The organism is Geodermatophilus tzadiensis (genome assembly GCF_003002915.1).
GTDB lineage: Bacteria > Actinomycetota > Actinomycetes > Mycobacteriales > Geodermatophilaceae > Geodermatophilus > Geodermatophilus tzadiensis.
In genome coordinates this window covers 65,942-91,066 of the sequence record NZ_PVTG01000001.1, presented here as the reverse complement: position 1 = coordinate 91,066, position 25,125 = coordinate 65,942, and the positions used below count along the sequence as shown (strand labels likewise).

24 protein-coding genes and 1 tRNA gene are annotated in these 25,125 nt (G+C 74.6%); 18 read left to right on the top strand and 7 right to left on the bottom strand.

Annotation, left to right across the window (positions count from 1 at the left end; all coding sequences use genetic code 11):
- Positions 1-53: 53 nt before the first annotated feature.
- From LY71_RS00395 to LY71_RS00365, 7 genes are all read right to left on the bottom strand, one after another.
- A complete protein-coding gene (locus tag LY71_RS00395; protein WP_106275025.1) occupies positions 54-1,148 on the bottom strand; it encodes a serine hydrolase domain-containing protein in 1,095 nt (364 codons plus the stop codon).
- Between the two features lie 7 nt (positions 1,149-1,155).
- Complete coding sequence (locus LY71_RS00390) at positions 1,156-1,785, bottom strand: MarR family winged helix-turn-helix transcriptional regulator (protein ID WP_106275024.1); 630 nt, start codon at positions 1,783-1,785, stop codon at positions 1,156-1,158.
- Positions 1,786-1,968: 183 nt separating this feature from the next.
- Positions 1,969-2,988: a hemolysin family protein gene (locus LY71_RS00385; protein ID WP_106275023.1), complete on the bottom strand. Its 1,020-nt coding sequence runs from the start codon at positions 2,986-2,988 to the stop codon at positions 1,969-1,971.
- Positions 2,985-4,412 (bottom strand): hemolysin family protein, encoded by a 1,428-nt coding sequence (locus tag LY71_RS00380; RefSeq protein ID WP_106275022.1) that lies wholly within the window; start codon positions 4,410-4,412, stop codon positions 2,985-2,987. The genes LY71_RS00385 and LY71_RS00380 overlap by 4 nt, the downstream gene beginning before the upstream one ends.
- A gap of 378 nt (positions 4,413-4,790) precedes the next feature.
- Positions 4,791-4,862: transfer RNA gene (locus tag LY71_RS00375), tRNA-Arg, on the bottom strand.
- A gap of 51 nt (positions 4,863-4,913) precedes the next feature.
- On the bottom strand, positions 4,914-5,615 hold the full coding sequence (locus LY71_RS00370; RefSeq protein WP_106275021.1) for a DUF305 domain-containing protein: 702 nt from the start codon (positions 5,613-5,615) through the stop codon (positions 4,914-4,916).
- Positions 5,616-5,625: 10 nt separating this feature from the next.
- Positions 5,626-6,414, bottom strand: a complete 789-nt coding sequence (locus LY71_RS00365) for a thioredoxin-like domain-containing protein (protein WP_106275020.1) — start codon at positions 6,412-6,414, stop codon at positions 5,626-5,628.
- A gap of 212 nt (positions 6,415-6,626) precedes the next feature.
- On the opposite strand from LY71_RS00365, the gene argS reads away from it, so the two are divergent.
- From argS to atpA, 18 genes are all read left to right on the top strand, one after another.
- Positions 6,627-8,288 (top strand): arginine--tRNA ligase, encoded by a 1,662-nt coding sequence (argS, locus tag LY71_RS00360; RefSeq protein WP_106275019.1) that lies wholly within the window; start codon positions 6,627-6,629, stop codon positions 8,286-8,288.
- Positions 8,285-9,775, top strand: a complete 1,491-nt coding sequence (gene lysA, locus LY71_RS00355; RefSeq protein ID WP_106275018.1) for a diaminopimelate decarboxylase — start codon at positions 8,285-8,287, stop codon at positions 9,773-9,775. Before argS ends, lysA begins: the two co-directional genes overlap by 4 nt.
- Entirely contained in the window at positions 9,772-11,061 is a 1,290-nt protein-coding gene (locus tag LY71_RS00350; protein WP_106275017.1) for a homoserine dehydrogenase, read from the top strand. The genes lysA and LY71_RS00350 overlap by 4 nt, the downstream gene beginning before the upstream one ends.
- Positions 11,058-12,137 carry a threonine synthase gene (gene thrC, locus LY71_RS00345; RefSeq protein ID WP_106275016.1) on the top strand — a complete coding sequence of 360 codons (1,080 nt, stop codon included), beginning with the start codon at positions 11,058-11,060 and terminating at the stop codon, positions 12,135-12,137. The genes LY71_RS00350 and thrC overlap by 4 nt, the downstream gene beginning before the upstream one ends.
- A 26-nt stretch (positions 12,138-12,163) precedes the next feature.
- Positions 12,164-13,060, top strand: a complete 897-nt coding sequence (gene thrB, locus LY71_RS00340; RefSeq protein ID WP_245887563.1) for a homoserine kinase — start codon at positions 12,164-12,166, stop codon at positions 13,058-13,060.
- Between the two features lie 248 nt (positions 13,061-13,308).
- Entirely contained in the window at positions 13,309-15,546 is a 2,238-nt protein-coding gene (gene rho, locus LY71_RS00335; protein WP_106275014.1) for a transcription termination factor Rho, read from the top strand.
- 143 nt (positions 15,547-15,689) lie between these two features.
- Positions 15,690-15,914, top strand: a complete 225-nt coding sequence (rpmE, locus tag LY71_RS00330) for a 50S ribosomal protein L31 (protein ID WP_106275013.1) — start codon at positions 15,690-15,692, stop codon at positions 15,912-15,914.
- A 111-nt stretch (positions 15,915-16,025) separates the two neighbouring features.
- Positions 16,026-17,120 (top strand): peptide chain release factor 1, encoded by a 1,095-nt coding sequence (gene prfA / locus LY71_RS00325; protein ID WP_106275012.1) that lies wholly within the window; start codon positions 16,026-16,028, stop codon positions 17,118-17,120.
- Complete coding sequence (gene prmC / locus LY71_RS00320) at positions 17,117-17,980, top strand: peptide chain release factor N(5)-glutamine methyltransferase (protein WP_106275438.1); 864 nt, start codon at positions 17,117-17,119, stop codon at positions 17,978-17,980. Before prfA ends, prmC begins: the two co-directional genes overlap by 4 nt.
- Positions 17,981-17,986: 6 nt before the next feature.
- Positions 17,987-18,628, top strand: coding sequence for an L-threonylcarbamoyladenylate synthase (locus tag LY71_RS00315; RefSeq protein ID WP_106275011.1), 642 nt, complete (start codon positions 17,987-17,989; stop codon positions 18,626-18,628).
- Between the two features lie 134 nt (positions 18,629-18,762).
- The gene (locus LY71_RS00310) at positions 18,763-20,013 is read left to right on the top strand and encodes a glycosyltransferase family 4 protein (RefSeq protein ID WP_106275010.1); all 1,251 of its coding nucleotides are present in this window, start codon (positions 18,763-18,765) and stop codon (positions 20,011-20,013) included.
- Positions 20,010-20,486, top strand: coding sequence for a Cg1360 family ATP-synthase-associated protein (locus LY71_RS00305; protein ID WP_106275009.1), 477 nt, complete (start codon positions 20,010-20,012; stop codon positions 20,484-20,486). The genes LY71_RS00310 and LY71_RS00305 overlap by 4 nt, the downstream gene beginning before the upstream one ends.
- Positions 20,487-20,499: 13 nt before the next feature.
- Positions 20,500-20,829 (top strand): AtpZ/AtpI family protein, encoded by a 330-nt coding sequence (locus tag LY71_RS23855; protein ID WP_106275437.1) that lies wholly within the window; start codon positions 20,500-20,502, stop codon positions 20,827-20,829.
- The gene (gene atpB / locus LY71_RS00295; RefSeq protein WP_106275008.1) at positions 20,826-21,656 is read left to right on the top strand and encodes a F0F1 ATP synthase subunit A; all 831 of its coding nucleotides are present in this window, start codon (positions 20,826-20,828) and stop codon (positions 21,654-21,656) included. The genes LY71_RS23855 and atpB overlap by 4 nt, the downstream gene beginning before the upstream one ends.
- A 99-nt stretch (positions 21,657-21,755) precedes the next feature.
- The gene (atpE, locus tag LY71_RS00290) at positions 21,756-21,983 is read left to right on the top strand and encodes an ATP synthase F0 subunit C (RefSeq protein WP_029432783.1); all 228 of its coding nucleotides are present in this window, start codon (positions 21,756-21,758) and stop codon (positions 21,981-21,983) included.
- 49 nt (positions 21,984-22,032) lie between these two features.
- Positions 22,033-22,614: a F0F1 ATP synthase subunit B gene (locus LY71_RS00285; protein WP_106275007.1), complete on the top strand. Its 582-nt coding sequence runs from the start codon at positions 22,033-22,035 to the stop codon at positions 22,612-22,614.
- Positions 22,614-23,432: a F0F1 ATP synthase subunit delta gene (locus tag LY71_RS00280; RefSeq protein ID WP_106275006.1), complete on the top strand. Its 819-nt coding sequence runs from the start codon at positions 22,614-22,616 to the stop codon at positions 23,430-23,432. Before LY71_RS00285 ends, LY71_RS00280 begins: the two co-directional genes overlap by 1 nt.
- 62 nt (positions 23,433-23,494) lie before the next feature.
- On the top strand, positions 23,495-25,123 hold the full coding sequence (gene atpA, locus LY71_RS00275; RefSeq protein WP_106275005.1) for a F0F1 ATP synthase subunit alpha: 1,629 nt from the start codon (positions 23,495-23,497) through the stop codon (positions 25,121-25,123).
- Positions 25,124-25,125: the final 2 nt, after the last annotated feature.

The following is a 25,125-nucleotide window of genomic DNA, read 5'->3' as shown; positions in this document are numbered from 1 at the left end:
GACGTCGCCGTCCTCGCGCCGGGGGTCGGTGCCGCAGGGCCTGGGGACGGCGGTCACCCCGCGAACGCCGCCGTGAGGGCGGTCATCAGGACGTGGTGGTCGTAGGCGCGGGTGGTGTTGGCCATGACCACGACGCCCAGGCCGAGGCCGGGGTACAGGCGCATGGCGTTCCAGAAGCCGCCGCCGGTGCCCCAGTGCTCGACGAACGCCGGGTGGGCGTCGCGGTCGGCGGGGCGGCGGAACCAGCCGAGACCGAGGTCGAACGGCCTGCCCGGGGTGGTGATGGTGCGCATCGCGCGGGCGGTCTCGGGCGAGAGGACGCGGGAGCCGTCGATGGTGCCGTCGGCGAGGTGCAGCCGGAGCAGCCGGGCGGCGTCCGGGGCGGTGCCGATCAGCCCGCCGTAGCCGGGGCCGGCCACCCGGAACGGGCGCAGCGCCACCTGCTCGCCGTGCCGGTCCCCGACGATCCCGGCCGGCAGTGCGGCCCGCAGTGCGGGGGTCAGCGGCCGGGGCAGCCGCACGTAGCCGGTGGCGTCCTCGGCGTCGCTCCGCGGGGTGTAGCCGGTGGCGGTCATGCTCGCCGGGGCCAGCAGCGCCCGCTCCACGTGCTCGGTGAACGGCTCACCGGTGACGCGGGCGACGGCCTCGGCGAGGACGAGGTAGCCGAGGTTGGAGTAGCGGGCCGGCCCGCCGGCGGGCCGCCGGGCACGGCCGTGCCGGGCCAGCACCCGCCGGGCGAACGCGTCGACGTCGGCGTCGGGTGCGTCGGCGGGCAGCACCCAGCGCACCGGGAGCGGGTTGGCCGCGCCGGCGGTGTGGTCGAGCAGCTGCCGCAGCCGGGGCGGATCGCCGGCGCGGGCCACGAACTCCGGCACCAGCTCCGACACCGGGGCGTCGAGGTCGAGCCGGCCCTGCTCGGCCAGCCGCACCGCCGCCGTCGCGGTGGCGATCTTGGACATGGAGAACCACAGGTAGCCGGTGTCGGTGGTGGCCGGCCGCCGGTGGGCCAGGTCGGCGTACCCGAAGCCCTCGGCGAACAGGAGTCGCTCGGCGTCGGTGACCGCGACGGTCACGCCGGGTACGCGGTGGCGGGCCATCAGGCCGCGGATGGTGGCGCGGGCGGTGTCGAGAGCTGCGGCGTCGGTCATGGCCGGGTCAGCTGACGGGGTGGCCGGGATCGGGGACGTCGTGGGTGCCTTCCCTCCGTCGGGATCGGACGAAGTCGATGTAGGTGCGCACGTGCGCCTCCTCCGCGGCGGTGAGCGGCGGGCCGTCGTAGGTGAGTCGGCCGGCGGTTCCCGGGTCGTCGGGCACGGCGTAGGGCCGCGGGTCGAGGCCGCCGACCTCGCGCAGGGCGGTGTCCAGCCGCTGCAGGGCCGCGCGTTGTCGCGGCTCGTCGGGGCCGAGGGCAGCGGCCAGGGTCCGGGTGGCGGCGAGGAAGGTCTCCGCCGTGGTCGCGTGCGCGGCCTCGCCGGCCGGGGTCAGGACCAGCAGCCGGGACCGTCCGTCGGCGGGGTTCGGTCGCTGCTCCACGTGCCCGCGCTGCTGCAGGCGGCGCGCCAGCGTGGACACCGTCGTCGGGCGCATCGCCGTCCACCGGACGACCTGCGTCGGGGTGGCCGGGCCGAAGCGGCGCAGCAGCGAGTAGAAGCCGAAGTCCTCTCCGGACAGGCCGCCGGCATCGACGAGCACGTCGTCGAGGGCCCCGGAGATCAGGTGGTTGACGAGCCACAGGTCGAACAGCAGTGACATCCGCGGGGAGTCCGGGGTGCCGCTGGCCCTCATGCCACAGATGCTACGAGTACGTATGACTTCGTTGCAACCCCGTACCGGATGGCGTCGGGGTGCCGTGTCGGCGCAGCCGGCCTTGCCCGGTCCGGCAGAGGCGACCGCTCTCGCCCTGCGGGCACCTCTCCGGCGACCGGCCGGACGACGTCAGCCCCTCCAGCTCCCGCCGGTCCAGGCCGGTCAGGCGGCAGCGGTGCCCGGTTGGGGGAACAGCCGGCGCAGCACGTCGGCCAGCGTGACGACGCCGAGGACCGCGCCGCCGTCGGTCACCGCGGCCAGGTGGTTGCGGGTCTCCCGCATCGCCTTGAGCGCGGCGTGGACGGTGGTGTCGGCCTCGAGGGTGAAGACCGGCCGGGCGAAGGAGGCCGCGGGGGCCTCGTCGGCGGCGGTGAGCGTGTCGCGGACGTGCACCACGCCGGCCAGCCGGGTCCGGTCGCCGAGCAGGATGCGCAGGTGCCCGGTGCGCCGGGTGGCCTCGCGCACCGCGCCGACGCCGGCCTCGGCGGGCACCGCGACCAGCGGCGCCTCGGCGGTGACCAGTTCGCGGACGGTCATGCGCTCGAGCTCCAGGGCGCCGGAGATCTGTGCGGAGAACCGCGCGTCCAGCGCCCCGACGTTGGCCGAGTGCTCCACCAGGTGGCGCAGCGCGTCGGGGCTGTGCCCGACGGCGACCTCGTCGGCCGGCTCCACCCCGACCCGGCGCACGAGCGCGTTGGCCGCGGTGTTGAGCACGCGCAGCACCGGGCGGAACACCGCCATGAACGCCCGCATCGGTCCGGCGAGCAGGGTGGCCGAGCGTTCCGGGTGCGCGATCGCCCACGACTTCGGGGCCATCTCGCCGACCACGAGGTGGATGAAGGTCACGATGAGCAGCGCCAGGACGAAGCCCGCGACGTCGGCAGCGACCAGCGGCAGTCCCCAGGTCTCGAACAGCGGGGTGAGCCAGTGGTGCACGGCCGGCTTGCTGATCGCACCGAGGGCGAGGGTCGCGGCGGTGATGCCCAGCTGGGAGCCGGCCAGCAGCAGGGTCAGCTCCGAGGAGTTGCGCAGCGCGGCGCGCGCCGAGCGGTTGGTCGGTGCGGCTTCCTCCAGCCGGTGCCGCTTGGCGGCCAGGGCGGCGAACTCCACGGCCACGAAGAACGCCGACAGCGCGACGATGACCACGGTCGCGGCGAGCACCACCACGGGGTCGTCGCTCATCGGGTGGTCTCCTCGGCGGTCGCGGCCGCGTGGCCGGTGGTGTCGGTCCGCGTGTCGGTGTGCGGGTGGGTGCGGTCGGGCAGTTCCAGGCGGACCCGGGAGGGGACGTGCCGTTGCACCGCGAGGACCTCGACGGCCAGGTGCCGGACGGCGGGGTCGTCGTCGTGGACCAGGTCGCCGGGATCGGCCGGCAGCTCGACGGTGAGCCTGGCGCCGGGATCGGGGAGGGTGCCGGCGGCGGCCATGACCAGGCCGGCGATCGTCTCGTAGTGCCCGCGGGGCAGGTCGACACCCAGGGCGCGCTCGACCTCGTCGACGTGCACGTCGCCGGCCATCTCCCACACCCCGTCGCCCTCGACCGGCACGTACTCGGGGTCGACGTCGGCGTCGTGCTCGTCGGTGATCTCCCCGACCAACTCCTCGGCGAGGTCCTCGAGGGTGATGACGCCGGCGAACCCGCCGTACTCGTCGATGACGCAGGCCATCTGGTTCTGCGTCTCGGTGAGCCGGCGCAGCGCGTCGGGCAGTGAGGTGAACGTGGACACGGCCAGGCACTCCCGCGCGATGGCGGTCACCGGTGCGGTGTCGGGCTCGGGCGTGGTGAGCAGGTCGGCGAGGTGCACCACGCCGGCCACGTCGCCGCTGGTGGCGTCGAGGACCGGGTACCGGGAGTGCCCGGAGCTCATCAGCTCCCGCAGCTGCCCGAGGGTGTCGGCGTCATTGACGGTGCCCACCCGGGGCCGGGGGATCATCGCGTGCTCGACGTCGCGGTCGGGGAAGTCGAGGATCCGGTCGACCATCATCGACAGCTCGGCCGGCAGGTCCCCGCTCTCCCGCGACTCCTCCACGATGTGCTCGAGGTCGCGGGCGGTGGCGGCGTGCTCGACGTCGTGCACCGGCTCGATCCTCAACGCCCGCAGCAGCAGGTTCGACGCCTGGTCGAACACCCAGATCAGCGGCCCGAACACCGTCAGGTAGACGGTGGTGGAGGCGCCCAGCCAGCGGGCGACGGGCTCCGGGCGGGCGATGGCGAGGTTCTTGGGGAACAGCTCGCCGAACAGCATCTGCACCAGCGTGGAGAACAGCAGCGCCAGCACCGCGCCGGTGCCGACGCTGACCCCGGTCGGGATCCCGACGCCGCCGAGCAGGGCGCCGAGGGACTCACCGATCAGCGGCTCGGCGACGTAGCCGACCAGCAGACCGGTGACGGTGATGCCCAGCTGGGCGCCCGAGAGCATGAACGAGGTGCGGCGGGTGACACCGAGGGCGCGCGTGGCGGCGGCGTCCCCGGCCTCGGCGCGGGCGGCCAGCGTGGAGCGGTCGACCGCCATGTAGGCGAACTCCTGGGCCACGAAGTACCCGGTGAGCACGGTGATCCCGCCGACCACCGCCACACCCAGCAGGAGGGAGAGCACCTCGGTCACCGGCCACGCACCCCCTCAGCGGAGACGGGGTACGCGGCCTGGGGACTGTGATACGGGCTCATGGCTCTCTTCGACGGGGATGGCGGGAGCGGGCGACGCTGCCCCGATGGTCAACGGACGGGCCTGACCGGCGGTTCCACCGCAGGTGGCCCGAGGTCGCCGCGGAACCGTGCCGCGGCGCCGGCCGGGCGCAGTCGGCGGGCCGGCGCGGCACCCTGCGCGCTGCTGGGAGCGCACGGGGACGGGCGGCACGTGCCCGAACCGGCCCCGGACGCGCGAGAGGCCCCGCTGGTACCCCTCGCGGGGGCCGGCGGGGCCCGTCGTCGTCGGCGGCCAACGGTCGAGTCCCTGGAGGGACCGACGGTCAGCTCCTGTGTGTGCCCCCGGCAGGATTCGAACCTGCGCACCCGCCTCCGGAGGGCGGTGCTCTATCCCCTGAGCTACGGGGGCCCGGGCAGAGGAGAAGTTACCAGCCCGCCCCGGCCCGCCCGACGCCGGGACTCAGGGCGCCGGCAGCGGCGTCCCGCCCCGCGCGGTGAGCATGCCGACCATCGTGGTGACCTCTGCGCTCTGCGTGTCGGCGATCGAGCGGGCCAGCGTGCACACCGCGGGCTCGCTCGCGTGCCCGGCGGCGTACTCGGCCATGTCGAAGCCGCCCTGGTGGTGGCGGGTCATCAGGCGCAGGAACTCGACGTCGAACGCCGTCCCCGACAGCGACCGCAGGCCGGCCAGCTCCGTCTCGGTGGCCATGCCCGACATCACCGCGCCGTCCGCCCCCGACATCGACGCCGTGTCGTGCGCGGCGTGGGCGTCGCCCATCCACGCCATGTGCTCGCCACCGGAGCGGGGCAGCCCCCACAGCGACAGCCAGCCCTCCATCCGGCCGGCCTGGTTGGTCTGCGTGCTGGAGATGTCGAAGGCCAGCCGCCGCACCTCGGGGTCGGTGCTGCGCTCGAGCGCCAGGTTGGCCATCTCCACGCCCTGCCGGTGGTGCAGCGCCATGTCGCGGGCGAAGCCGGCGTCGACCGAGTCCGCGGTCGGCGCCGGGTCCCGGCCGATGCCCAGGCCCACCGCCAGCCCGCCGCCGAGCACGACCAGCGCGACCGCGATCAGCGCCAGCAGCGCCGCGCGCAGGCCCCGCCCCCGCGGACCGGGCGCCGGAGCAGGCGCGTCCTGACCGGGACGGACGGCGGTGGCGGTCATCGCGGGTTCCTCAGGGAGTCGGCGTCGTGGGGGCGTCGGTGGTCGTCGCACCGGCGCCGCGGCTGCCGTCGTCGACGGTGAGCGGGTCGGCCACGAACGTCGGGTTCTCGCAGCTGGCGCCGATCTCGGGGTAGTGGCCCTCGACGTCGCCGTTGAAGGTCAGGAAGTCGGCGAACTGCTCGATGCGCGGGTCGTCGACCGAGTCGACCTTCAGCTGGTGGTTCCAGGACTGCAGGCTCACCGCGGAGTCCAGCCCGGCGTAGGGCGACAGCAGCCGGCCGGAGACGCCGTCGACCAGCTCGGCGAGCTTCGCGACGTCGTTCCCGGAGACCCGCTCGGGGTCGTAGGTGATCCACACCGCGCCGTGCTCCATGGAGTGGACGGCGTTCTCGTGCCGGACGTCGACGTCGTAGACCGTGCCGGTGCAGTCGGCCCACTCCCCGTCGTGCGGGCCACCGACCGGCGGCGACTGCTCGTACTCGACCGGGGTGGTCACGTGCTCCTGGCCCGCGGCGTAGTCGAAGCTCTCGATGCCGGCGATCTCGTCGATCGCGTCGATCTGCTGGGCGTCGGCCTCGCGCACCTGCACCACCGCGTAGGTGATCGCCGCGGCGGCGAAGACGACGACCGCGACGGCCGCGGCGATCAGGCCCCACGGCCGGCTCTGGGTGACCACCTGCGTCGGCGGCCGGGTGCGGCCGCGGCCCCCACCCCGGGGAGCCGCCGGGCGGGCGCCGGACCCCGACCGGCTCGCCCCGCCTCCGGCACGGCCGGCATCGGGCTTGCGGTCCTTGGCCACGGGCTCTCCTCGTCTCGCTGTCGTGCTGCTCTGCTGTCGGTACCGGCGTCGGCCCGGGTGGTGCTCCCGCGCGGGGGAGGCCAGGATGGGCCTCCCGGCCCGCGCGCCCGGCACGCCTGCTCGCCCGCGAGTCTAGGTCGGCCGGCTGTGTGCTCCCTGACAGCTGCGGTGCGGCGGGTGGTCGTGTGGTGCCCGCTGCCTACGATGACGCGGTGACACCCGAGCAGTTGCGCGACCTCGTCCGCACCGCGGTGGGGGCGGTCGTCGAGCGCGGCACGCTCGCCGTCGCCGTCCCCGACGACGTCGTCGTCGAGCGCCCCCGGAACCCCGACCACGGTGACTACGCCACCAACGTGGCGCTGCGCCTGGCCAAGCCCGCCGGCCGGCCGCCGCGCGAGGTCGCCGAGGCCGTGGCCGCGGAGCTGCGCGCGCAGCCGGGCGTCGCCGAGGTCGACGTCGCCGGGCCCGGGTTCCTCAACATCCGGCTCGCCCAGGGGGCGCTGGGCCGCATCGCCGTCGAGGCGGTCACCGCGGGGGAGGCCTACGGCCGCACCGACACGCTGGCCGGGCAGCGGCTGAACCTGGAGTTCGTCTCGGCCAACCCGACCGGCCCGGTGCACATCGGCGGCACCCGCTGGGCCGCCGTCGGCGACGCGCTCGGCCGGCTGCTCGAGGCCAGTGGCGCCGAGGTGACGCGGGAGTACTACTTCAACGACGCCGGCGCGCAGATCGACCGGTTCGCCCGCAGCCTCATGGCGACCGCGCACGGCCGGCCGGTGCCCGAGGACGGCTACGCCGGCGACTACGTCGGCGACATCGCCGGCCAGGTCGTCGCGGCCGAGCCCGGCGTGCTCGAGCTGCCCGAGGACGAGCAGCAGGAGCGCTTCCGCGAGCGCGGCGTCGAGCTGATGTTCGCTGAGATCAAGCGCACGCTGGCCGACTTCGGCGTCGTGTTCGACGTCTACTTCAGCGAGCGCACGCTGCACGAGACCGGCGCGCTGGAGAAGGCGATCGCCCGGTTGCGCGAGAACGGCCACGTCTACGAGGCCGACGGCGCCGTGTGGCTGCGCACCACCGACTTCGGCGACGACAAGGACCGCCCGCTGGTCAAGAGCGACGGCGAGCCGACCTACTTCGCCGCCGACTGCGCCTACTACCTGGACAAGCGCACCCGCGGTTTCGACAAGGCCGTGATCATGCTCGGCGCCGACCACGCCGGCTACGTCGGCCGGTACCGGGCGCTGGTGGCCGCGGTCGGCGACGACCCCGACGCCAACCTGGAGATCCTGCTCGGCCAGCTGGTCAACCTCGTGCGCGACGGGCAGCCGGTGCGGATGAGCAAGCGCGCCGGCACCGTCGTGCTGCTCGAGGACCTCGTGGACGCCGTCGGCGCCGACGCCGCCCGCTACGCCCTGGCCCGGGCCTCGGTCGACCAGCAGATCGACCTCGACCTGGACCTGTGGAGCCGGCAGACCAACGACAACCCCGTCTTCTACGTGCAGTACGCGCACGCCCGCATCTCCTCGGTGCTGCGCAACGCCGCCGACCTCGGCCTCGGGCTGGGGCAGGCCGGCGACGTCGACGTCGCGCAGCTGGTCCACGAGCGGGAGAACGACCTGCTCCGGGCGCTCGGCGAGTTCCCGCGGGTGCTCACCTCCGCCGCGGAGCTGCGCGCCCCGCACCGGGTGGCCCGCTACCTCGAGGAGCTGGCCGGCACCTACCACCGCTTCTACGACGTCTGCCGGGTGCTGCCCCGCGGCGACGAGGAGGCCGGCCCGCTGACCACCGCCCGCCTCTGGCTCTGCGCCGCCACCGCCGTGGTGCTGCGCAACGGCCTCGGCGTGCTCGGCGTCTCCGCCCCGGAGCGGATGTGAGGGCGCACCCGGCCGGCCCGCTGCACGGGGGCATGACCCCGCCGCCGTCGGTGGGCCTGCCCCCGGCCGACCTCGGCGCGCTCGACCCGCAGGTGTGGCCGCGCTCGGCCCGCCGCGTCGACGGCGAGCTGCACCTCGCCGGCCGGCCGGTCACCGAGCTGGCCCGCGCCCACGGCACCCCGCTGTTCGTCCTCGACGAGGCCGACTTCCGCGGCCGCGCCGCCGACTTCGCCACCGCGTTCACCGACGCCGACGTCCACTACGCGTCCAAGGCGTTCCTCTGCGGCCAGGTGGCCCGGTGGCTGGCCGACGACGGCCTGCACCTGGACGCCTGCAGCGGCAACGAGCTCGCCGTCGCGCTGGCCGCGGGGTTCCCCGCGGAGCGGATCGCGCTGCACGGCAACAACAAGTCGCTGGTCGAGCTGCAGCTGGCCGTCGACGCCGGCATCGGCCACGTCGTCCTCGACTCCTTCGACGAGATCGACCGGCTGGTGCCGATGGCCGAGGCGCGGGTGGCTGCCGGCGGCTCCCCGGTGCCGGTGCTCATCCGCACCACCGTCGGCATCGAGGCGCACACCCACGAGTTCATCGCCACCGCCCACGAGGACCAGAAGTTCGGCTTCTCGCTGGCCACCGGCGACGCGCTGACCGCCGCCGTCCGGGTGATCCGGGAGCCCGCGCTGCACCTCTCCGGGCTGCACAGCCACATCGGCTCGCAGATCTTCGACACCGCCGGCTTCGAGGCGGCCGCGCACCGCGTCGTCGGCCTCATGGGCCAGGTGCACCAGGCCACCGGCGAGGTGCTCGGCGAGCTCAACCTCGGCGGCGGCTTCGGCATCGCCTACCTGCCCGACGACGACCCGGTGACCCCCGGCGACGTCGCCCGGCGGCTGCGCACCGTCGTGGCCGCCGAGTGCGCGGCGCTGGACCTCCCCGTCCCGCGCCTGGCCGTCGAGCCCGGCCGGGCCATCGCCGGGCCCGGCACGGTCACGCTCTACGAGATCGGCACCATCAAGCCGGTCCGGCTGGGCAGTGGCGGGCAGGGGGCGCCGCAGGTGCGCAACTACGTGTCGGTCGACGGCGGGATGAGCGACAACATCCGCACCGCCCTCTACGACGCGAGCTACACCTGCGTGCTGGCCAACCGCACCTCCGAGGCGCCGCCGGCGCTGTGCCGCGTCGTCGGCAAGCACTGCGAGAGCGGCGACGTGCTGGTGCGCGACCTGTGGCTGCCGTCGGACGTGCAGCCCGGCGACCTGCTCGCGGTCGCGGCCACCGGCGCCTACTGCTGGTCGATGGCCAGCAACTACAACTACCTGCTCAAGCCGCCGGTGGTCGCCGTCCGCGACGGCGCGGCCACCGAGGTCGTCCGGCGCCAGACGCTGGCCGACGTCTTCGCCCTGGACGCCGTCCTGGCGGACGTGCCGGCGCCCTCGCCGGCGATCGACCAGCCCGCCCCCGAGCACCCCGTGGGAGCCCGTTCGTGAACCCGCTCAAGGTCGCCCTGCTCGGCTGCGGAACGGTCGGCGGCGCGGTGCTGCGACTGGTCGAGGAGCAGGCCGCCGACCTCACCGCCCGGGTCGGCCGGCCGGTCGAGGTCGTCGGCGTCGCCGTCCGCCGCCCCGACCGGCACCCCGAGGTGCCCGCGCACCTGCTCACCACCGACGCGATGGGCCTGGTCACCCGCGACGACGTCGACCTCGTCGTCGAGGTCATCGGCGGCATCGAGCCGGCCCGCTCGCTGCTGCTGGCCGCCTTCGAGGCCGGCAAGTCGGTGGTCAGCGCGAACAAGGCGCTGCTGGCCGAGGACGGCGTCGCGCTGCACGCCGCCGCGGCCAAGGCCGGCGTCGACCTCTACTACGAGGCGTCGGTGGCCGGGGCGATCCCGCTGCTGCGCCCGCTGCGGGAGTCGCTGGCCGGCGACCAGATCCGGCGGGTGGTCGGCATCGTCAACGGCACGACCAACTACATCCTGTCGCGGATGGCCGAGACCGGCGCCGGGTTCAGCGAGGCGCTGGCCGAGGCCACCGAGCTCGGCTACGCCGAGGCCGACCCGACCGCCGACGTCGACGGCTTCGACGCCGCCGCCAAGGGCGCGATCCTCGCCTCGCTGGCCTTCCACAGCGCCGTCACCGCCGCCGACGTGCACCGCGAGGGCATCTCGTCGGTGACCGCCACCGACGTCGCCCGCGCCGCCGAGATCGGCTGCACGGTGAAGCTGCTGGCCATCTGCGAGCGGGTACCGGGGGAGGAGGGCGACTCGGTCGCCGTCCGCGTGCACCCGGCGATGATCCCCACCAGCCACCCGCTGGCCGCGGTCGGTGGCGCCTTCAACGCCGTGTTCGTCGAGGCCGAGGCCGCCGGGCAGCTGATGTTCTACGGCCAGGGAGCCGGCGGCGAGCCGACCGCCAGCGCCGTCCTCGGCGACCTGGTCGCCGTCGCCCGCAACCGGGTGGCCGGCGCCGCGGGGGCGGGCCCGAGCGCCTACGCCGACCTGCCGGCCCGGCCGATCGCCGAGACGCCGACGCGGTACCACGTCAGCCTGGACGTCGCCGACGTCCCGGGTGTGCTGGCCACCGTGGCGACCGAGTTCGCCCGCCACGAGGTGAGCATCGCCACCGTCCGCCAGGACGGGCACGGCGATGCCGCGACGCTGGTCATCGTCACGCACAGCGCCCCGGACGCGGCGCTGTCGGCGACGATCGCGGCGCTGCGGGAGGTGCCCGCGGTCCGCGGTGTCACCAGCGTGCTGAGGGTGGAGGGGCTGTCATGACCGGGACGCTGCGCGGGACCGTCTCCCCGTCCTGGCCGGGGCTGATCGAGGCCTACCGGTCACGGCTGCCGGTCAGCGCCGGCACGCCGGTGGTCACCCTGCACGAGGGCGCCACCCCGCTGGTGCCCGCCGTCGAGCTGTCGCGGCGCACCGGCTGCGAGGTGTTCCTCAAGGTCGAGGGCGCCAACCCGACCGGGTCGTTCAAGGACCGCGGCATGACGATGGCCATCACCAAGGCCAAGGAGGAGGGCTCGCAGGCGGTCATCTGCGCCTCCACCGGCAACACCAGCGCCAGCGCCGCCGCCTACGCCGCGCGCGCCGGCATGGTCTGCGCCGTCCTCGTGCCCCAGGGCAAGATCGCGCTCGGCAAGCTGGCCCAGGCGCTCGTGCACGGCGCCAAGCTGCTGCAGGTCGACGGCAACTTCGACGACTGCCTCGCGCTGGCCAGCAAGCTCGCCATCGACTACCCGGTGAGCCTGGTCAACAGCGTCAACCAGTTCCGCATCGAGGGGCAGAAGACCGCCTCCTTCGAGGTCGTCGACGTCCTCGGCGACGCCCCCGACGTGCACTGCCTGCCGGTCGGCAACGCCGGCAACATCACCGCCTACTGGCAGGGCTACCGCGAGTACGCCGACGACGGCCCGGCCACCCGGCGACCGCGGATGTGGGGCTTCCAGGCCGCCGGCGCCGCGCCGATCGTCACCGGCCAGGTGGTCGAGCAGCCCAGCACCATCGCCACCGCCATCCGCATCGGCAACCCGGCGTCGTGGACCAGGGCGCTGGCCGCCCGCGACGAGTCCGGCGGACGCATCGACGCCGTCACCGACCGCGAGATCCTCGCCGCCTACCGCCTGCTCGCACGCAGCGAGGCCGTCTTCGTCGAGCCGGCCTCGGCCGCGTCGGTGGCCGGGCTGCTCAAGGTGGCCGCGGCCGGGGAGCTCGCGCCCGGGCAGCGCGTGGTGTGCACGGTGACCGGCAACGGGCTCAAGGACCCCGACTGGGCGATCTCCGGCGCGCCCGTGCCGGTGACCGTCCCGGTCGACGCCGCCGCGGCCGCCGCGCAGCTCGGTCTGTGAGCCGGGCCGCCCCGGACCGGGTGTCGGTGCGCGTCCCCGCGACCAGCGCGAACCTCGGACCCGCGTTCGACTGCGCCGGCCTGGCGCTCACGCTGCACGACGACGTCGAGTTCGCCGTCACCGAGGCCGGGCTCGCCGTCGAGGTGTCCGGTGCCGGGGCCGGCGAGCTGCCCACCGACGCCTCGCACCTGGTGGTGCGCGCCTTCCGCGCGGCCTGCGACGTGCTCGGCTGGTCGCCGCCCGGCCTGCGCGTGCGCGCCCGCAACGGCATCCCGCAGGGGCGGGGGATGGGCTCGTCGGCCGCGGCCGTCGTCGCCGGCGTCGTCGGTGCCTTCGAGCTGTGCCCCGGGGTCGACGTCCGCGACGACGACGCCGTGCTGCGGCTGGCCACCGAGCTCGAGGGCCACCCCGACAACGTCGCCCCGTGCCTGCTCGGCGGGGCCACGTTGTCGTGGATGGGGGAGTCCGGCGCCCGCGCCGTGCGGCTGCCGGTCGCCGCCGGCGTCCACCCCGTCGTCCTCGTGCCGGCGGCGACGCTGTCGACGCACGTCGCCCGCGGGCTGCTGCCCGACGCCGTCCCGCACGCGGACGCCGCGCACGCCGCCGGCCGGGCCGCGCTGCTGGTACACGCGCTGACCTGCGACCCGGGACTGCTGGTCGAGGCCACCGAGGACCGGCTGCACCAGCGCCAGCGCGCCGCCGCGATGCCCGGCTCGGCCGCGCTGCTCGACCGGCTGCGCGCCGCCGGCCACGCCGCGACGGTCTCCGGTGCCGGGCCGAGCCTGCTCGTGCTCACCGCCGGTACCGCGGGGACCGGCGACGTGACGTCACTCACCCCGGACGAGTGGGACGTGTACCCCCTGGAGGTGGACGGCGACGGAGCCCGCGTGCTGCGTGAGGCTCCTGGGGTATCGTCTGCATAACGAGGAACACACCGCAGGCCAGCGGTGTTGTCCCGGTCGTGGGGCGAGTCTAGGCTTCGGGCGTAGCCGTCCTCCTCGGGCGAGCCTCGCGCGGGGCGTTGCAGACGTTCTCACCGTCGGCGCCGATCCGTCCCGCACCCACTCGATCCGCGGTCTGTCCTGCTGTCCCGCCACACCGGCCGGACGGGCAGCCGTCGGGTCACCCCCTGCGCCGGTAGGCGCAGGTCACCGCAGGGAAGGACCTGTACGTGAGCGAAACCACCGACCTCACCACCGTCGGTGCCCCCGAGGGCGCCGCGGGTGAGGCCCCTGCTGCTCCGGGGACGGCGGGCCGATCCCGCCGTCGCGGCAGCGGGCTGGCCGGGATGCTGCTCCCCGAGCTCCAGCGGCTCGCGGCCGAGCTGGGCATCTCCGGCACCGGCCGCATGCGCAAGGGCGACCTCGTCGCCGCCATCTCCGCCCGCCAGGTCGGCGGTGAGCAGGGCGGCGACGCCCCGGCCCCCAGCACCCCGGCCGCCGGCGCGCCGACCGCCGAGGACTCCGGCGCGCCCGCCGCGCGGGGCGTGGCCACCACCGCCGCGCCGCTCGAGGCGCCCGTCAGCGGCGGCGCCAACGGCGGCCCCGTGACCACCCCGCCCGCCGACGGCGCCGAGAGCGCGCCGCGCCGCCGCCGCGCCGCCAGCCGTCCCGCCGGTGCGCCGGTCGCCGAGGACTCCGGCGCGCCCGCCGCGCGCGGTGTCGCCGCCACCGCCGCGCCGCTCGAGGCGCCCGTCAGCGGCGGCGCCAACGGCGGTCCCGTGACCACCCCGCCCGCCGAGCGGACCGAGGACCAGCGCACCGACGCCGAGCGCACCGATGGCGAGCGCACCGACGGCGAGCGCACCGAGGGCGACCGCGCCGACGGTGACCGCCCGCGCCGCGACCGCACCCGCAACCGCGACGGCCGGGACAACCGTGACGGCGAGCGCGCCGAGCGGACCCGTGACGGCAACGGCGCTCCCCGCGACGGCGAGCGCGCCGAGCGCAGCCGGGACGGGAACCGCGACGCCACCCGTGACGGTGAGCGCGCCGAGCGCACCCGGGACGGCGGCCGCGACGGCACCCGTGAGGGCAACCGTGACGGCAACCGCGGCCCCGACCGCGGTGGCCGGCCCGAGCGCACCGAGCGCAACCGTCCCGACGAGCGCAACCGCACGGACGACCGCAGCCGCACCGACGATCGCACCGACGAGGACGACGACGACTTCGAGGGCGGCCGCGGCCGCCGGGGGCGGCGCTACCGCGACCGCAACCGTCGCACCGGCCGCGAGCGGTTCGACCAGCCGACCGAGCCCACCGTCAGCGAGGACGACGTCCTGCTGCCCGTGGCCGGCATCCTCGACGTCCTCGACAACTACGCCTTCGTCCGCACGTCGGGCTACCTGACCGGACCCAACGACGTCTACGTGTCGCTGTCCCAGGTGCGCCGGCACGGCCTGCGCCGCGGTGACGCGATCACCGGCGCCGTCCGGCAGCCGCGCGAGGGCGAGCGCAAGGACAAGTACAACGCGCTGGTCCGCCTCGACTCGGTCAACGGCCTGGACCCCGAGCAGGCCCGCAACCGGCCGGAGTTCACCAAGCTGACCCCGCTCTACCCGCAGGAGCGCCTGCGGCTGGAGACCGAGCCGCACCAGCTGACCACCCGGGTCATCGACCTGGTCATGCCGATCGGCAAGGGGCAGCGCGCCCTCATCGTCTCGCCGCCCAAGGCCGGCAAGACGATGGTGCTGCAGGCGATCGCGAACGCGATCACCACGAACAACCCCGAGTGCCACCTCATGGTCGTCCTCGTCGACGAGCGGCCCGAGGAGGTCACCGACATGCAGCGCTCGGTGAAGGGCGAGGTCATCGCCTCGACCTTCGACCGGCCGCCGTCGGACCACACCACGGTCGCGGAGCTGTCGATCGAGCGCGCCAAGCGCCTGGTCGAGATGGGCCACGACGTCGTCGTCCTGCTGGACTCGATCACCCGCCTGGGCCGTGCTTACAACCTGGCCGCCCCCGCCAGCGGGCGCATCCTCTCCGGTGGTGTCGACTCGACGGCGCTCTACCCGCCCAAGCGCTTCCTCGGCGCCGCCCGCAACATCGAGAACGGCGGCTCGCTGACCATCCTCGCCTCGGCGCTGGTCGAGACCGGCTCGACGATGGACACGGTCATCTTCGAGGAGTTCAAGGGCACGGGGAACGCGGAGATCAAGCTCGACCGCCGGCTGGCGGACAAGCGGGTCTTCCCGGCCGTCGACGTCAACGCGTCGGGCACCCGCAAGGAGGAGATCCTCCTCTCGCCCGACGAGCTGGCGATCGTCATCAAGCTGCGCCGGGTGCTCGCCGCGCTCGAGCCGCAGCAGGCGCTGGAGCTGCTGCTCGACAAGCTGCGCAAGACGCGCAACAACATCGAGTTCCTCATGCAGATCCAGAAGACGACGCTGGGCCCCGAGCGGGACTAGCCGCCAGGGCAGCGGGGTCCGGCCGTCTGGGACACTGGACGGCCGAGCCCCCGCGCCGTGGCCGCGCGGCCGGTCGGAATGACCGGCGGGTGGCCCGCGTTCAGACAGACAGCACCGAGACGTCCCCGGAAGAGGCCCGCATCATGAAGCCCGGTATCCACCCCGACTACCACACCACCACGGTCACCTGCGGGTGTGGGAACACCTTCACCACCCGCAGCACCGCGCCCAGCGGCCAGCTGACCGTCGAGACCTGCTCGGCCTGCCACCCCTTCTACACCGGCAAGCAGCGCATCCTCGACACCGGTGGCCGCGTGGCCCGCTTCGAGAAGCGGTTCGGCAAGCGCGGCGCGAACGCCGCCCAGTAGGCACCCCGACGGCGCCCGTCCCACCTCGTGTGGGGCGGGCGCCGTCGTCGTGTCCGCCCCCGCCCCACCGGGCACTTCCGCGGAAGTGCACGTCAGTCCGAGAGGTGCCGCATGAGCAGCCCGACCGACACCGCGCCCGACCGGCTGGGCGGGCTGCTCGAGGAGCACGCCGCGCTCGAGACCGAGCTCGCCGACCCGGCCGTGCACACCGACCAGGCCCGCGCCCGCCGGCTGGGCCGCCGCTACGCGCAGCTCGCCCCGCTCGTGGAGACGGCGCGGGCGCTGGACGCCGCCCGCGACGACCTGGCCGCCGCCCGCGAGCTGGCCGCCGAGGACCCCTCCTTCGCCGAGGAGGCCCGCGGGCTCGAGGCGCGCATCGAGGAGCTCACCGACCGGCTGCGCGAGCTGCTGCTGCCGAAGGACCCGGACGACGACAAGGACGTCATCCTCGAGATCAAGGCGGGGGAGGGGGGTGCGGAGTCGGCGCTGTTCGCCGGCGACCTGCTGCGCATGTACCTGCGCTACGCCGAGCGCCGCGGCTGGGCCACCGAGGTGCTCGACGCCGTCCCCGCCGAGCTCGGCGGCTACAAGGACGTCTCGATCGCGGTGAAGTCCCGTGGGGCGGGCGGGGGAGTCCCGGACGGGATCTGGTCGCGGCTGAAGTTCGAGGGCGGCGTGCACCGCGTGCAGCGGGTGCCGGTCACCGAGTCGCAGGGCCGCATCCACACCTCCGCCGTCGGCGTCCTGGTGCTGCCCGAGGCCGAGGAGGTCGACGTCACCGTCGACCCCAACGACCTGCGCATCGACGTCTTCCGCTCGTCGGGGCCCGGCGGGCAGAGCGTGAACACCACCGACTCCGCCGTGCGCATCACCCACCTGCCCACCGGCATCGTGGTCAGCTCGCAGAACGAGAAGAGCCAGTTGCAGAACCGCGAGTCGGCGCTGCGCGTGCTGCGCTCCCGGCTCCTGGCCGCCGCCCGCGAGGAGGCCGCGGCCACCGCCAGCGACCAGCGGCGCAGCCAGGTCCGCACCGTCGACCGCAGCGAGCGGGTGCGCACCTACAACTTCCCCGAGAGCCGCATCTCCGACCACCGGGTGGGCTTCAAGGCGCACAACCTCGACGCCGTGCTCGACGGCGAGCTCGACCCGGTCATCGACGCGCTCACCCGCGCGCACACCGCCGAGCTGCTGGCGGCCGGGTCCTGAACACCCGCACGCTGCTGACCGACGCCGCGCGGCGGCTCGCCGCGGCCGGTGTCGAGTCGCCGCGCGTGGACGCCGAGCTGCTGCTCGCCCACGCCCTCGGCCGGCCGCGCACCGCGCTGCTCACCCTCGACGACGTCGACGACGACGCCGCCGCCCGGTTCGCCGCGCTGCTCGACCAGCGGGCGGGACGCGTGCCGCTGCAGCACCTCACCGGCCGCGCGCCCTTCCGCCACCTCGAGCTCGCCGTCGGCCCCGGGGTGTTCGTGCCGCGGCCGGAGACCGAGCAGCTCGTCGAGTGGGCACTCGGGCGGCTGGCCGGCGTCGACGAGCCGGTCGTCGTCGACCTGGGCAGCGGGTCCGGTGCCATCGCGCTGTCGGTCGCGCACGAGCACCCCGGCGCGCGGGTCACCGCCGTCGAGCGCGACCCGCAGGCCCTGGAGTGGACCCGGCACAACGCCGCGCTGCGCGCCGCCGCCGGCGACCGCCCGGTGACCGTGCTCGCCGGCGACATGACCGACGCCGGCCTGCTGACCGACCTCGACGGCGCCGTCGACCTCGTCGTGTCCAACCCGCCCTACGTGCCCGACGGCGCGCGCGTGCCGCGCGAGGTGGCCGACCACGACCCGCCGCTGGCGCTGTGGGGCGGCCCCGACGGCCTCGACGTCGTCCGCGGGCTGCTGCGCACCGCCGCCCGGCTGCTGCGCGACGGCGGCGCGCTCGGCATTGAGCACGCCGACCAGCAGGGGAGCGCGCTGCCCGCGCTGGTCCGGGCGCACGGCGCGTTCGGCGACGTCGCCGACCACCCCGACCTGGCCGGGCGCCCCCGGTTCACCACCGCCCGCCGGGCCGCGCGAGACTGACGCCTCGTGGCCGACCTGTACGACTGCACCGACCCGCAGGCGCGCGCCGCCGGCCTGGACGCCGCCGCCGCGGCGATCGCCCGGGGCGAGCTGGTGCTGCTGCCCACCGACACCGTCTACGGCGTGGGCGCCGACGCGTTCTCGCCCCCGGCCGTCGCCGGCCTGCTCGCCGCGAAGAACCGGGGCCGGGCCATGCCGGTGCCCGTGCTCGTCGGCGAGGCCTCGACGCTGGGCGGGCTGACCCTGAGCGTCCCGCCGGTCGCCGCGCGCCTCGCCGAGGCGTTCTGGCCCGGCGGGCTGACCCTGGTGGTCGAGCACGCGCCGTCGCTGGCCTGGGACCTCGGGGACGCCGAGGGCACCGTCGCCGTCCGCCTCCCCGACGACGAGGTGGCCCGCGACCTGCTGCGCCGCACCGGCCCGCTGGCGGTCTCCAGCGCCAACCGCTCCGGCCGGCCGGCCGCGACGACGGCGCAGGAGGCGCTCGCCCAGCTCGGCGAGCACGCGGCGGTCGTCCTCGACGGCGGCCCCCGGGCCGAGGCGGTCCCGAGCACCATCGTCGACTGCACCGGCCCGGTGCCCCGCGTGCTGCGCGTCGGCGCGGTGCCGGTCGACCGGCTGCGCGAGGTCGTGCCCGAGACCACGGACTGACGGCGGGCGCGGTTCCCCGTCGGTCCCGCTCCCTCCCAGGTGCGGGCGATACCGTGGGGCCGATCGTCTTGTCGTCTGGCCCCGGGAGCACCGTCGCGATGAGCACCTCCGCCGGTCCCCGCCGAGGCTGACCCGTGCGCGAGTACGCCGTCGTCCTGCTGACCGCCGGGCTGGTCACCTTCCTGGCCACCCCGGTCGTGCGGCTCGCCGCGGTCCGGCTGCGGATGATGGCCGCGCCCCGCGAGCGCGACGTGCACGTCATCCCGACCCCGCGCGGCGGCGGCGTGGCCATGTACCTCGGCGTGGCCGCGGCGATCATGGTGGCCACCCGGCTGCCCGCGCTGCAGCGCACCTTCGACGACTCGCAGACCACCGCCGTCCTCGTCGCCGGCGGGCTGATCTGCCTGCTCGGCGTGCTCGACGACAAGTTCGGCCTCGACGCGCTCACCAAGCTCACCGGCCAGATCGCCGCGGCCGGCGTGATGGTGCTCATCGGCGTCCAGCTGGCGTTCCTGTTCGTGCCGGTGGCCGACATCGGCACCATCTCGTTCGGCCCGGACGTCGGCGTGCCGCTGACCATCCTGCTGACCGTCGCCACCGTCAACGCGCTGAACTTCATCGACGGCCTCGACGGGCTGGCCGCCGGCGTCTCGGCGATCGCCGCGCTGGCCTTCTTCGCCTACAGCTACAACCTCAGCCGGGTCGGCTACGACGACGTCGCCAGCGCCCCCGCCCTGGTGACCGCCGTGCTCGCCGGTGCCTGCCTGGGGTTCCTGCCGCACAACTTCAGCCCGGCCCGGATCTTCATGGGCGACTCCGGGTCGATGCTGGTCGGGCTGATGCTGTCCGCGGCAGCGGTGAGCGCCACCGGCCGCGTCGACGCCCAGTCCTTCGACTCGGCGGCCAGCCTGCTGCCCCTGGCGCTGCCCCTGCTGGTGCCGGTGGCGGTGCTCTTCATCCCGTTCATCGACCTCGTGCTCGCCGTCGTCCGCCGCACCCGGCGCGGCCAGTCGCCGTTCTCGCCGGACAAGATGCACCTGCACCACCGGCTGCTGGCCATCGGCCACTCGCACCGCCGCGCGGTGCTCACCATGTACTTCTGGGCGGCCCTGCTCTCCTTCGGCGCGGTGGCCCTGTCGGTCACCGGCGGCAAGGCGGAGCTGCTCGTCCTCATCGCGGCGCTGCTGGTCGTCGGCGTCGTCGTCGTCCTCGCCCCGCACACCCGGCGGACGGCCCGGGAGGCACGGGCGGCGGAGATCGCCGCGCAGCGGCGGCGCAGCCGCGCCGCGCACCCCAGCGCCCGCCCGGTCCGTCCACCCACCCCGTCCGTGACCGGCCGGCCCACCGACCCGGCCGCCGAGCCGTCCCCCCAGGGAGCCCGATGACCAGCACCCGGACCCAGCGGCAGGTCCCGTGGGACCTGTCCTTCCTGCGCGTCGGCGCGCTGGTCACCGGCGCGGTCGCCGTCGTGGCCGCCGTGGTCGCGGGGCTGGCCGCCGGCTGGGCCGACGCCGCCGGTGTGCTCGTCGGCGCCGCCGTGGTGACGGCGTTCTTCGTCCTGTCCGGCGTGGTCGTCGCCTGGGCGGGCCGCATCGACGACTCCTTCACGCTGCCCGCGGCGCTGGGGATGTTCTTCCTCAAGGCGGTCGTGCTCTTCGGGATCCTCGACGCCCTGCCCGAGGACGGCTGGCTCGACCGGCTGACGATGGCCTGGGCGGTGATCGTCGGCGCGCTGCTGTGGAGCGGCGTGCAGCTGCGCTGGGTCTGGACCCGCCCGCTCTACTACGTGACCCCGCCCGCGCCACCCGGTCAGGCGACCGTCCCCCCGGCACCGGACGGTGCCCCGCCGGCTGGCTGATAGTGTCCCGGCGATGGCCGAGGACGACCCCGTGCGCGGGGAGCCCCGGCCTCGACCTGCGCGACCATCCGCTCCTCGGGGCAGCGGTGCCGAGACCGGCTACGCCGTCATCGGGACCATGATCTCCGGGATGGCCGTGTGGGGCGGGGCCGGCTGGTTGCTCGACCGGTGGTTGGACACGCGGGTGTTCGTGCCGGTCGGGATCATCCTCGGCATGGCGGCGGCCATCTACCTGGTCGTCAAGCGGTACGGCGGGCTGCCACCGACACCCGGTGCACCCGAGAAGAGCACCACCCCGGGCGGACGACGGAGCCGGCCCAGGACGCAGAAGGGACAACGGTGACCTCCAGCGCCCTCGCGCTCGCTGACGTGCTCGCGGTCGAGGACACCGGCGGCGGGGACGGCTTCCAGGCCCCTGGGCTCAGCGAGTTCTACCCCGAGCCGCTCGCCGAGTTCTCCCTCCTCGGCGTCGACTTCAGCATCACCCGCATCACGCTGGGCCTGTTCATCGCGACCATCGCGATGCTCGTCGTCATGGTGATGGCGGTGCGCAAGCCGCAGATCGTGCCGGGCAAGCTCCAGTTCGTCGGCGAGAGCGGCTACTCCCTCGTCCGCGACGGCATCGCCCGCGACGTGGTCGGCCCCAAGGGCATCCCGTTCGCGCCCTTCCTCGCTGCGCTGTTCTTCTTCATCCTCGCGAACAACCTGATGGCGATCATCCCGTTCGCGCAGATCTCGCCGATGTCGAAGTTCGCGTTCCCGCTCGTGCTCGCCGGCATCTGCTGGGTCCTCTACATCTACATCGGCATCCGCGAGCAGGGCGCCGGCCGCTACTTCAAGGACATCCTGTTCCTCCCCGGTGTCCCCAAGCCGATGTACGTCCTGGTGACGCCGATCGAGATCCTGCAGAACTTCGTCGTCCGGCCGTTCACCCTCGCCGTCCGGCTCTTCGCCAACATGTTCGCCGGCCACATGCTGCTGGTCGTCTTCTCGCTCGGCGCGGTCTACCTGCTCAGCCGCGACAACTTCTCGATCGTCTTCGGCCCGGTCTCGGCGCTGATGGCCATCGTGATGACGTTCTTCGAGCTGCTGGTCATCTTCCTGCAGGCCTACGTCTTCACCGTGCTGATGGGGACCTACCTCAACGGCTCGATCGAGGCCGAGCACTGACCTGCTCCGCCTCGCGCACCTCCCGGACCGCACCACCCGCACGACCCCCGCAAGCCGCCCGGTGGACACCGGGCGACGACACAGGAGGAACACCCCGTCATGGATCTTCTCGCTGAGCTGACCGGCAGCATCGGCTCCGTGGGCTACGGCCTCGCCGCCATCGGCCCCGGCATCGGCGTCGGCATCGTGTGGGCCGCCTACATCCAGGCCACCGCCCGCCAGCCCGAGTCGGCCGGCCTGACCCGTACCTACGCCTTCCTCGGCTTCGCGCTCTCCGAGGCCCTCGCCCTCATCGGCTTCGTCGTCCCCTTCGTCTTCGGCACCTGATCCGCACCTCCGGGTACGGGATCCGACTCGAGACAGGGACACTGAGATCATGAGCATCCTCGCTGCGGAGAGCGCCAACCCGCTCATCCCGCCGCTCGGCGAGATCATCATCGGCCTGATCGCCTTCGCGGTCGTGCTGGTGGTGTTCTTCAAGTTCATCGCGCCGCGCTTCGAGCAGGTCTTCCGGGCCCGCCGCGAGGCGATCGAGGGCGGCATCGAGCGGGCCGAGAGCATGCAGGCCGAGGCCAGGGCGGCGCTGGAGCAGTACCGCGCCCAGCTCGCCGAGGCGCGCACCGAGGCCGCGCAGATCCGCGACCAGGCCCGCGCCGAGGGGCAGCAGATCCTCGAGGAGCTGCGCGCTCAGGCCCAGGAGGAGTCCGCACGGATCGTCGCCCGCGGCGAGGAGCAGCTGGCCGCCAACCGGCAGTCGGTGGTCAACGAGCTGCGCGGCCAGATCGGCGCGCTGGCCGTCGACCTCGCCGGCCGCGTGGTAGGGGAGTCCCTCGAGGACGAGGCCCGTCGCCGCGGCACGGTCGACCGCTTCCTCGACCAGCTCGACGGCATGGCTCCCGGCACCCCCGGCGACGGGCGGACCGGCAGCACCGTGTTCGTGCCCGGGGGCGACCGCTGATGGACGCCTCCAGCCGGGAGGCGCTCACGCTCTCGCGTGAGCGCCTGGCGGAGACGACGCGCGGGGCCGCGGGCCCGGGGCTGCTGGCCTTCGCCGACGAGCTGTTCGCCGTGGCGCGGCTGCTCGACGGGCAGGTCACGCTGCGCCGGGCGCTCTCGGACCCGGCGGTCAAGCCCGCCGACCGCGCCGGTGTGGCCGGGCGCATCCTCGGCGGGCGGGTCTCCGAGGCCACCGTCGACCTGGTCCAGACCGTCGCCCGGCAGCGCTGGTCGCGGCCGCTGGACCTGGTCGAGGCCATGGAGGACCTGGCCACCCAGGCCTCGCTGGACGCCGCGGAGGCCCGCGGCGAGCTCGAGGGTGTGGAGGACGAGCTGTTCCGGTTCGGCCGCATCCTCGCCGGTGACTCCGAGCTGGCCCGCATCCTCTCCGACGACCGCGCTCCCGCCGAGGGCAAGACGGCGCTGTTGGACCGGCTGGTCTCCGGCCGGGTCAGCCCGGTCAGCGAGCAGCTGCTGCGGAACTCGCTGACCGCCCGGCACGTGGGCAACGCGCAGAACCGGGTCGAGCGCCTCTCGGAGGCCGCCTCCGCGCGGCGCGGCCGGTCGGTCGCCCACGTGACGAGCGCCGTGCCGCTGACCGCGCACCAGGAGCAGCGGCTGCGCGACGTGCTCGGCCGGGTCTACGGGCGGGCGATCGGCCTGCAGGTGACCGTGGACCCCGGCGTCCTCGGCGGCCTCGTCGTGCGCGTCGGCGACGAGGTCATCGACGGCAGCATCGCCAACCGGCTCGAGACCGCGGGCCGGCGGCTCACGGGCTGACCGCCCACCCCACCCCAGACACCACCCAGCAGCACCACCCAGCAGGGAAGAGGACGCGAGCCATGGCCGAGCTGACGATCTCCGCAGACGAGATCCGCAGTGCCATCCAGAACTACGTCACCGAGTACTCCCCGGACGTCTCCCGGGAAGAGGTCGGGATCGTCACCGAGGCCGGTGACGGCATCGCCCGTGTCGAGGGCCTCCCCTCGGTCATGACCAACGAGCTGCTCGAGTTCGAGAGCGGCGTCCGCGGCCTGGCCCTCAACCTCGACGTGCGCGAGGTCGGCGTGGTCATCCTCGGTGACTTCGCCGGCATCGAGGAGGGCCAGCAGGTCCGCCGCACCGGCGAGGTCCTCTCCGTGCCGGTCGGCGACGGCTACCTCGGCCGCGTCGTCGACCCGCTGGGCAACCCGATCGACGGCGCCGGCCCGGTCGCCACCACCGGCCGCCGCGCGCTGGAGCTGCAGGCGCCCACCGTGGTGCAGCGCCAGTCGGTGCACGAGCCGCTGCAGACCGGGATCAAGGCGATCGACGCCATGACGCCGATCGGCCGCGGCCAGCGTCAGCTCGTCATCGGCGACCGGCAGACCGGCAAGACCGCCATCGTCACCGACACGATCATCAACCAGAAGGAGGCCTGGGCCACCGGCGACCCGGCGCAGCAGGTCCGCTGCATCTACGTCGCCGTCGGCCAGAAGGGCTCGACGATCGCCGCCATCCGCGCCTCCCTCGAGGAGGCCGGCGCGATGGAGTACACGACCATCGTGGCCGCCCCGGCGTCGGAGTCGGCCGGCTTCAAGTACATCGCCCCCTACACCGGCTCGGCCATCGGCCAGCACTGGATGTACGAGGGCAAGCACGTCCTGATCGTCTTCGACGACCTGTCCAAGCAGGCCGAGGCCTACCGCGCCGTCTCCCTGCTGCTGCGCCGTCCGCCGGGCCGCGAGGCCTACCCCGGCGACGTCTTCTACCTCCACTCCCGCCTGCTGGAGCGCTGCGCGAAGCTCTCCGACGACCTGGGTGCGGGCTCGATGACCGGTCTGCCGCTCATCGAGACCAAGGGCAACGACGTGTCGGCCTACATCCCGACCAACGTCATCTCGATCACCGACGGGCAGATCTTCCTCGAGACCGGTCTGTTCAACTCCGGCGTCCGCCCGGCGATCAACGTCGGCATCTCGGTCTCGCGGGTCGGTGGCTCGGCGCAGATCAAGGCGATGAAGTCGGTCGCCGGCCGCCTGCGGCTGGACCTCGCGCAGTACCGCGAGCTGGAGGCGTTCGCCTCCTTCTCGTCCGACCTCGACGCCTCGAGCCGGGCCACCCTGGACCGCGGCCAGCGCCTGGTCGAGCTGCTCAAGCAGGGCCAGTACCAGCCCTACCCGGTGGAGCGCGAGGTGGTCTCGCTGTGGCTGGGCACCACCGGCAAGCTCGACCGCGTCCCGGTCGGCGACGTCCGCCGCTTCGAGTCGGAGTTCCTCGACCACATCGGCCGCAACGAGACCGGCGTGTACGACGAGATCCGCACCTCCCGCAAGCTCGGGGACGACGCCGTGCAGAGCCTGGAGCGGGCGGTCGAGGCCTTCTACGGCATCTTCACGACGTCGGACGGCAGCTCGCTCGACGAGCAGGACGCCGAGGCCATGGACGCGTCCGAGCGTGGCCAGGAGCGCGTCCAGGTCAAGAAGGGCTGAGG

Excerpts from the sequence above, each read along its gene's own strand:
- LY71_RS00395 (WP_106275025.1), bottom strand. The coding sequence starts at position 1,148 with ATGACCGACGCCGCAGCTCTCGACACCGCCCGCGCCACCATCCGCGGC.
- LY71_RS00390 (WP_106275024.1), bottom strand. The coding sequence starts at position 1,785 with ATGAGGGCCAGCGGCACCCCGGACTCCCCGCGGATGTCACTGCTGTTC.
- LY71_RS00385 (WP_106275023.1), bottom strand. The coding sequence starts at position 2,988 with ATGAGCGACGACCCCGTGGTGGTGCTCGCCGCGACCGTGGTCATCGTC.
- LY71_RS00370 (WP_106275021.1), bottom strand. The coding sequence starts at position 5,615 with ATGACCGCCACCGCCGTCCGTCCCGGTCAGGACGCGCCTGCTCCGGCG.
- thrC (WP_106275016.1), top strand. The coding sequence starts at position 11,058 with ATGACCGGGACGCTGCGCGGGACCGTCTCCCCGTCCTGGCCGGGGCTG.
- rpmE (WP_106275013.1), top strand. The coding sequence starts at position 15,690 with ATGAAGCCCGGTATCCACCCCGACTACCACACCACCACGGTCACCTGC.
- prfA (WP_106275012.1), top strand. The coding sequence starts at position 16,026 with ATGAGCAGCCCGACCGACACCGCGCCCGACCGGCTGGGCGGGCTGCTC.
- LY71_RS00305 (WP_106275009.1), top strand. The coding sequence starts at position 20,010 with ATGACCAGCACCCGGACCCAGCGGCAGGTCCCGTGGGACCTGTCCTTC.
- LY71_RS23855 (WP_106275437.1), top strand. The coding sequence starts at position 20,500 with ATGGCCGAGGACGACCCCGTGCGCGGGGAGCCCCGGCCTCGACCTGCG.
- atpE (WP_029432783.1), top strand. The coding sequence starts at position 21,756 with ATGGATCTTCTCGCTGAGCTGACCGGCAGCATCGGCTCCGTGGGCTAC.
- LY71_RS00285 (WP_106275007.1), top strand. The coding sequence starts at position 22,033 with ATGAGCATCCTCGCTGCGGAGAGCGCCAACCCGCTCATCCCGCCGCTC.
- LY71_RS00280 (WP_106275006.1), top strand. The coding sequence starts at position 22,614 with ATGGACGCCTCCAGCCGGGAGGCGCTCACGCTCTCGCGTGAGCGCCTG.
- atpA (WP_106275005.1), top strand. The coding sequence starts at position 23,495 with ATGGCCGAGCTGACGATCTCCGCAGACGAGATCCGCAGTGCCATCCAG.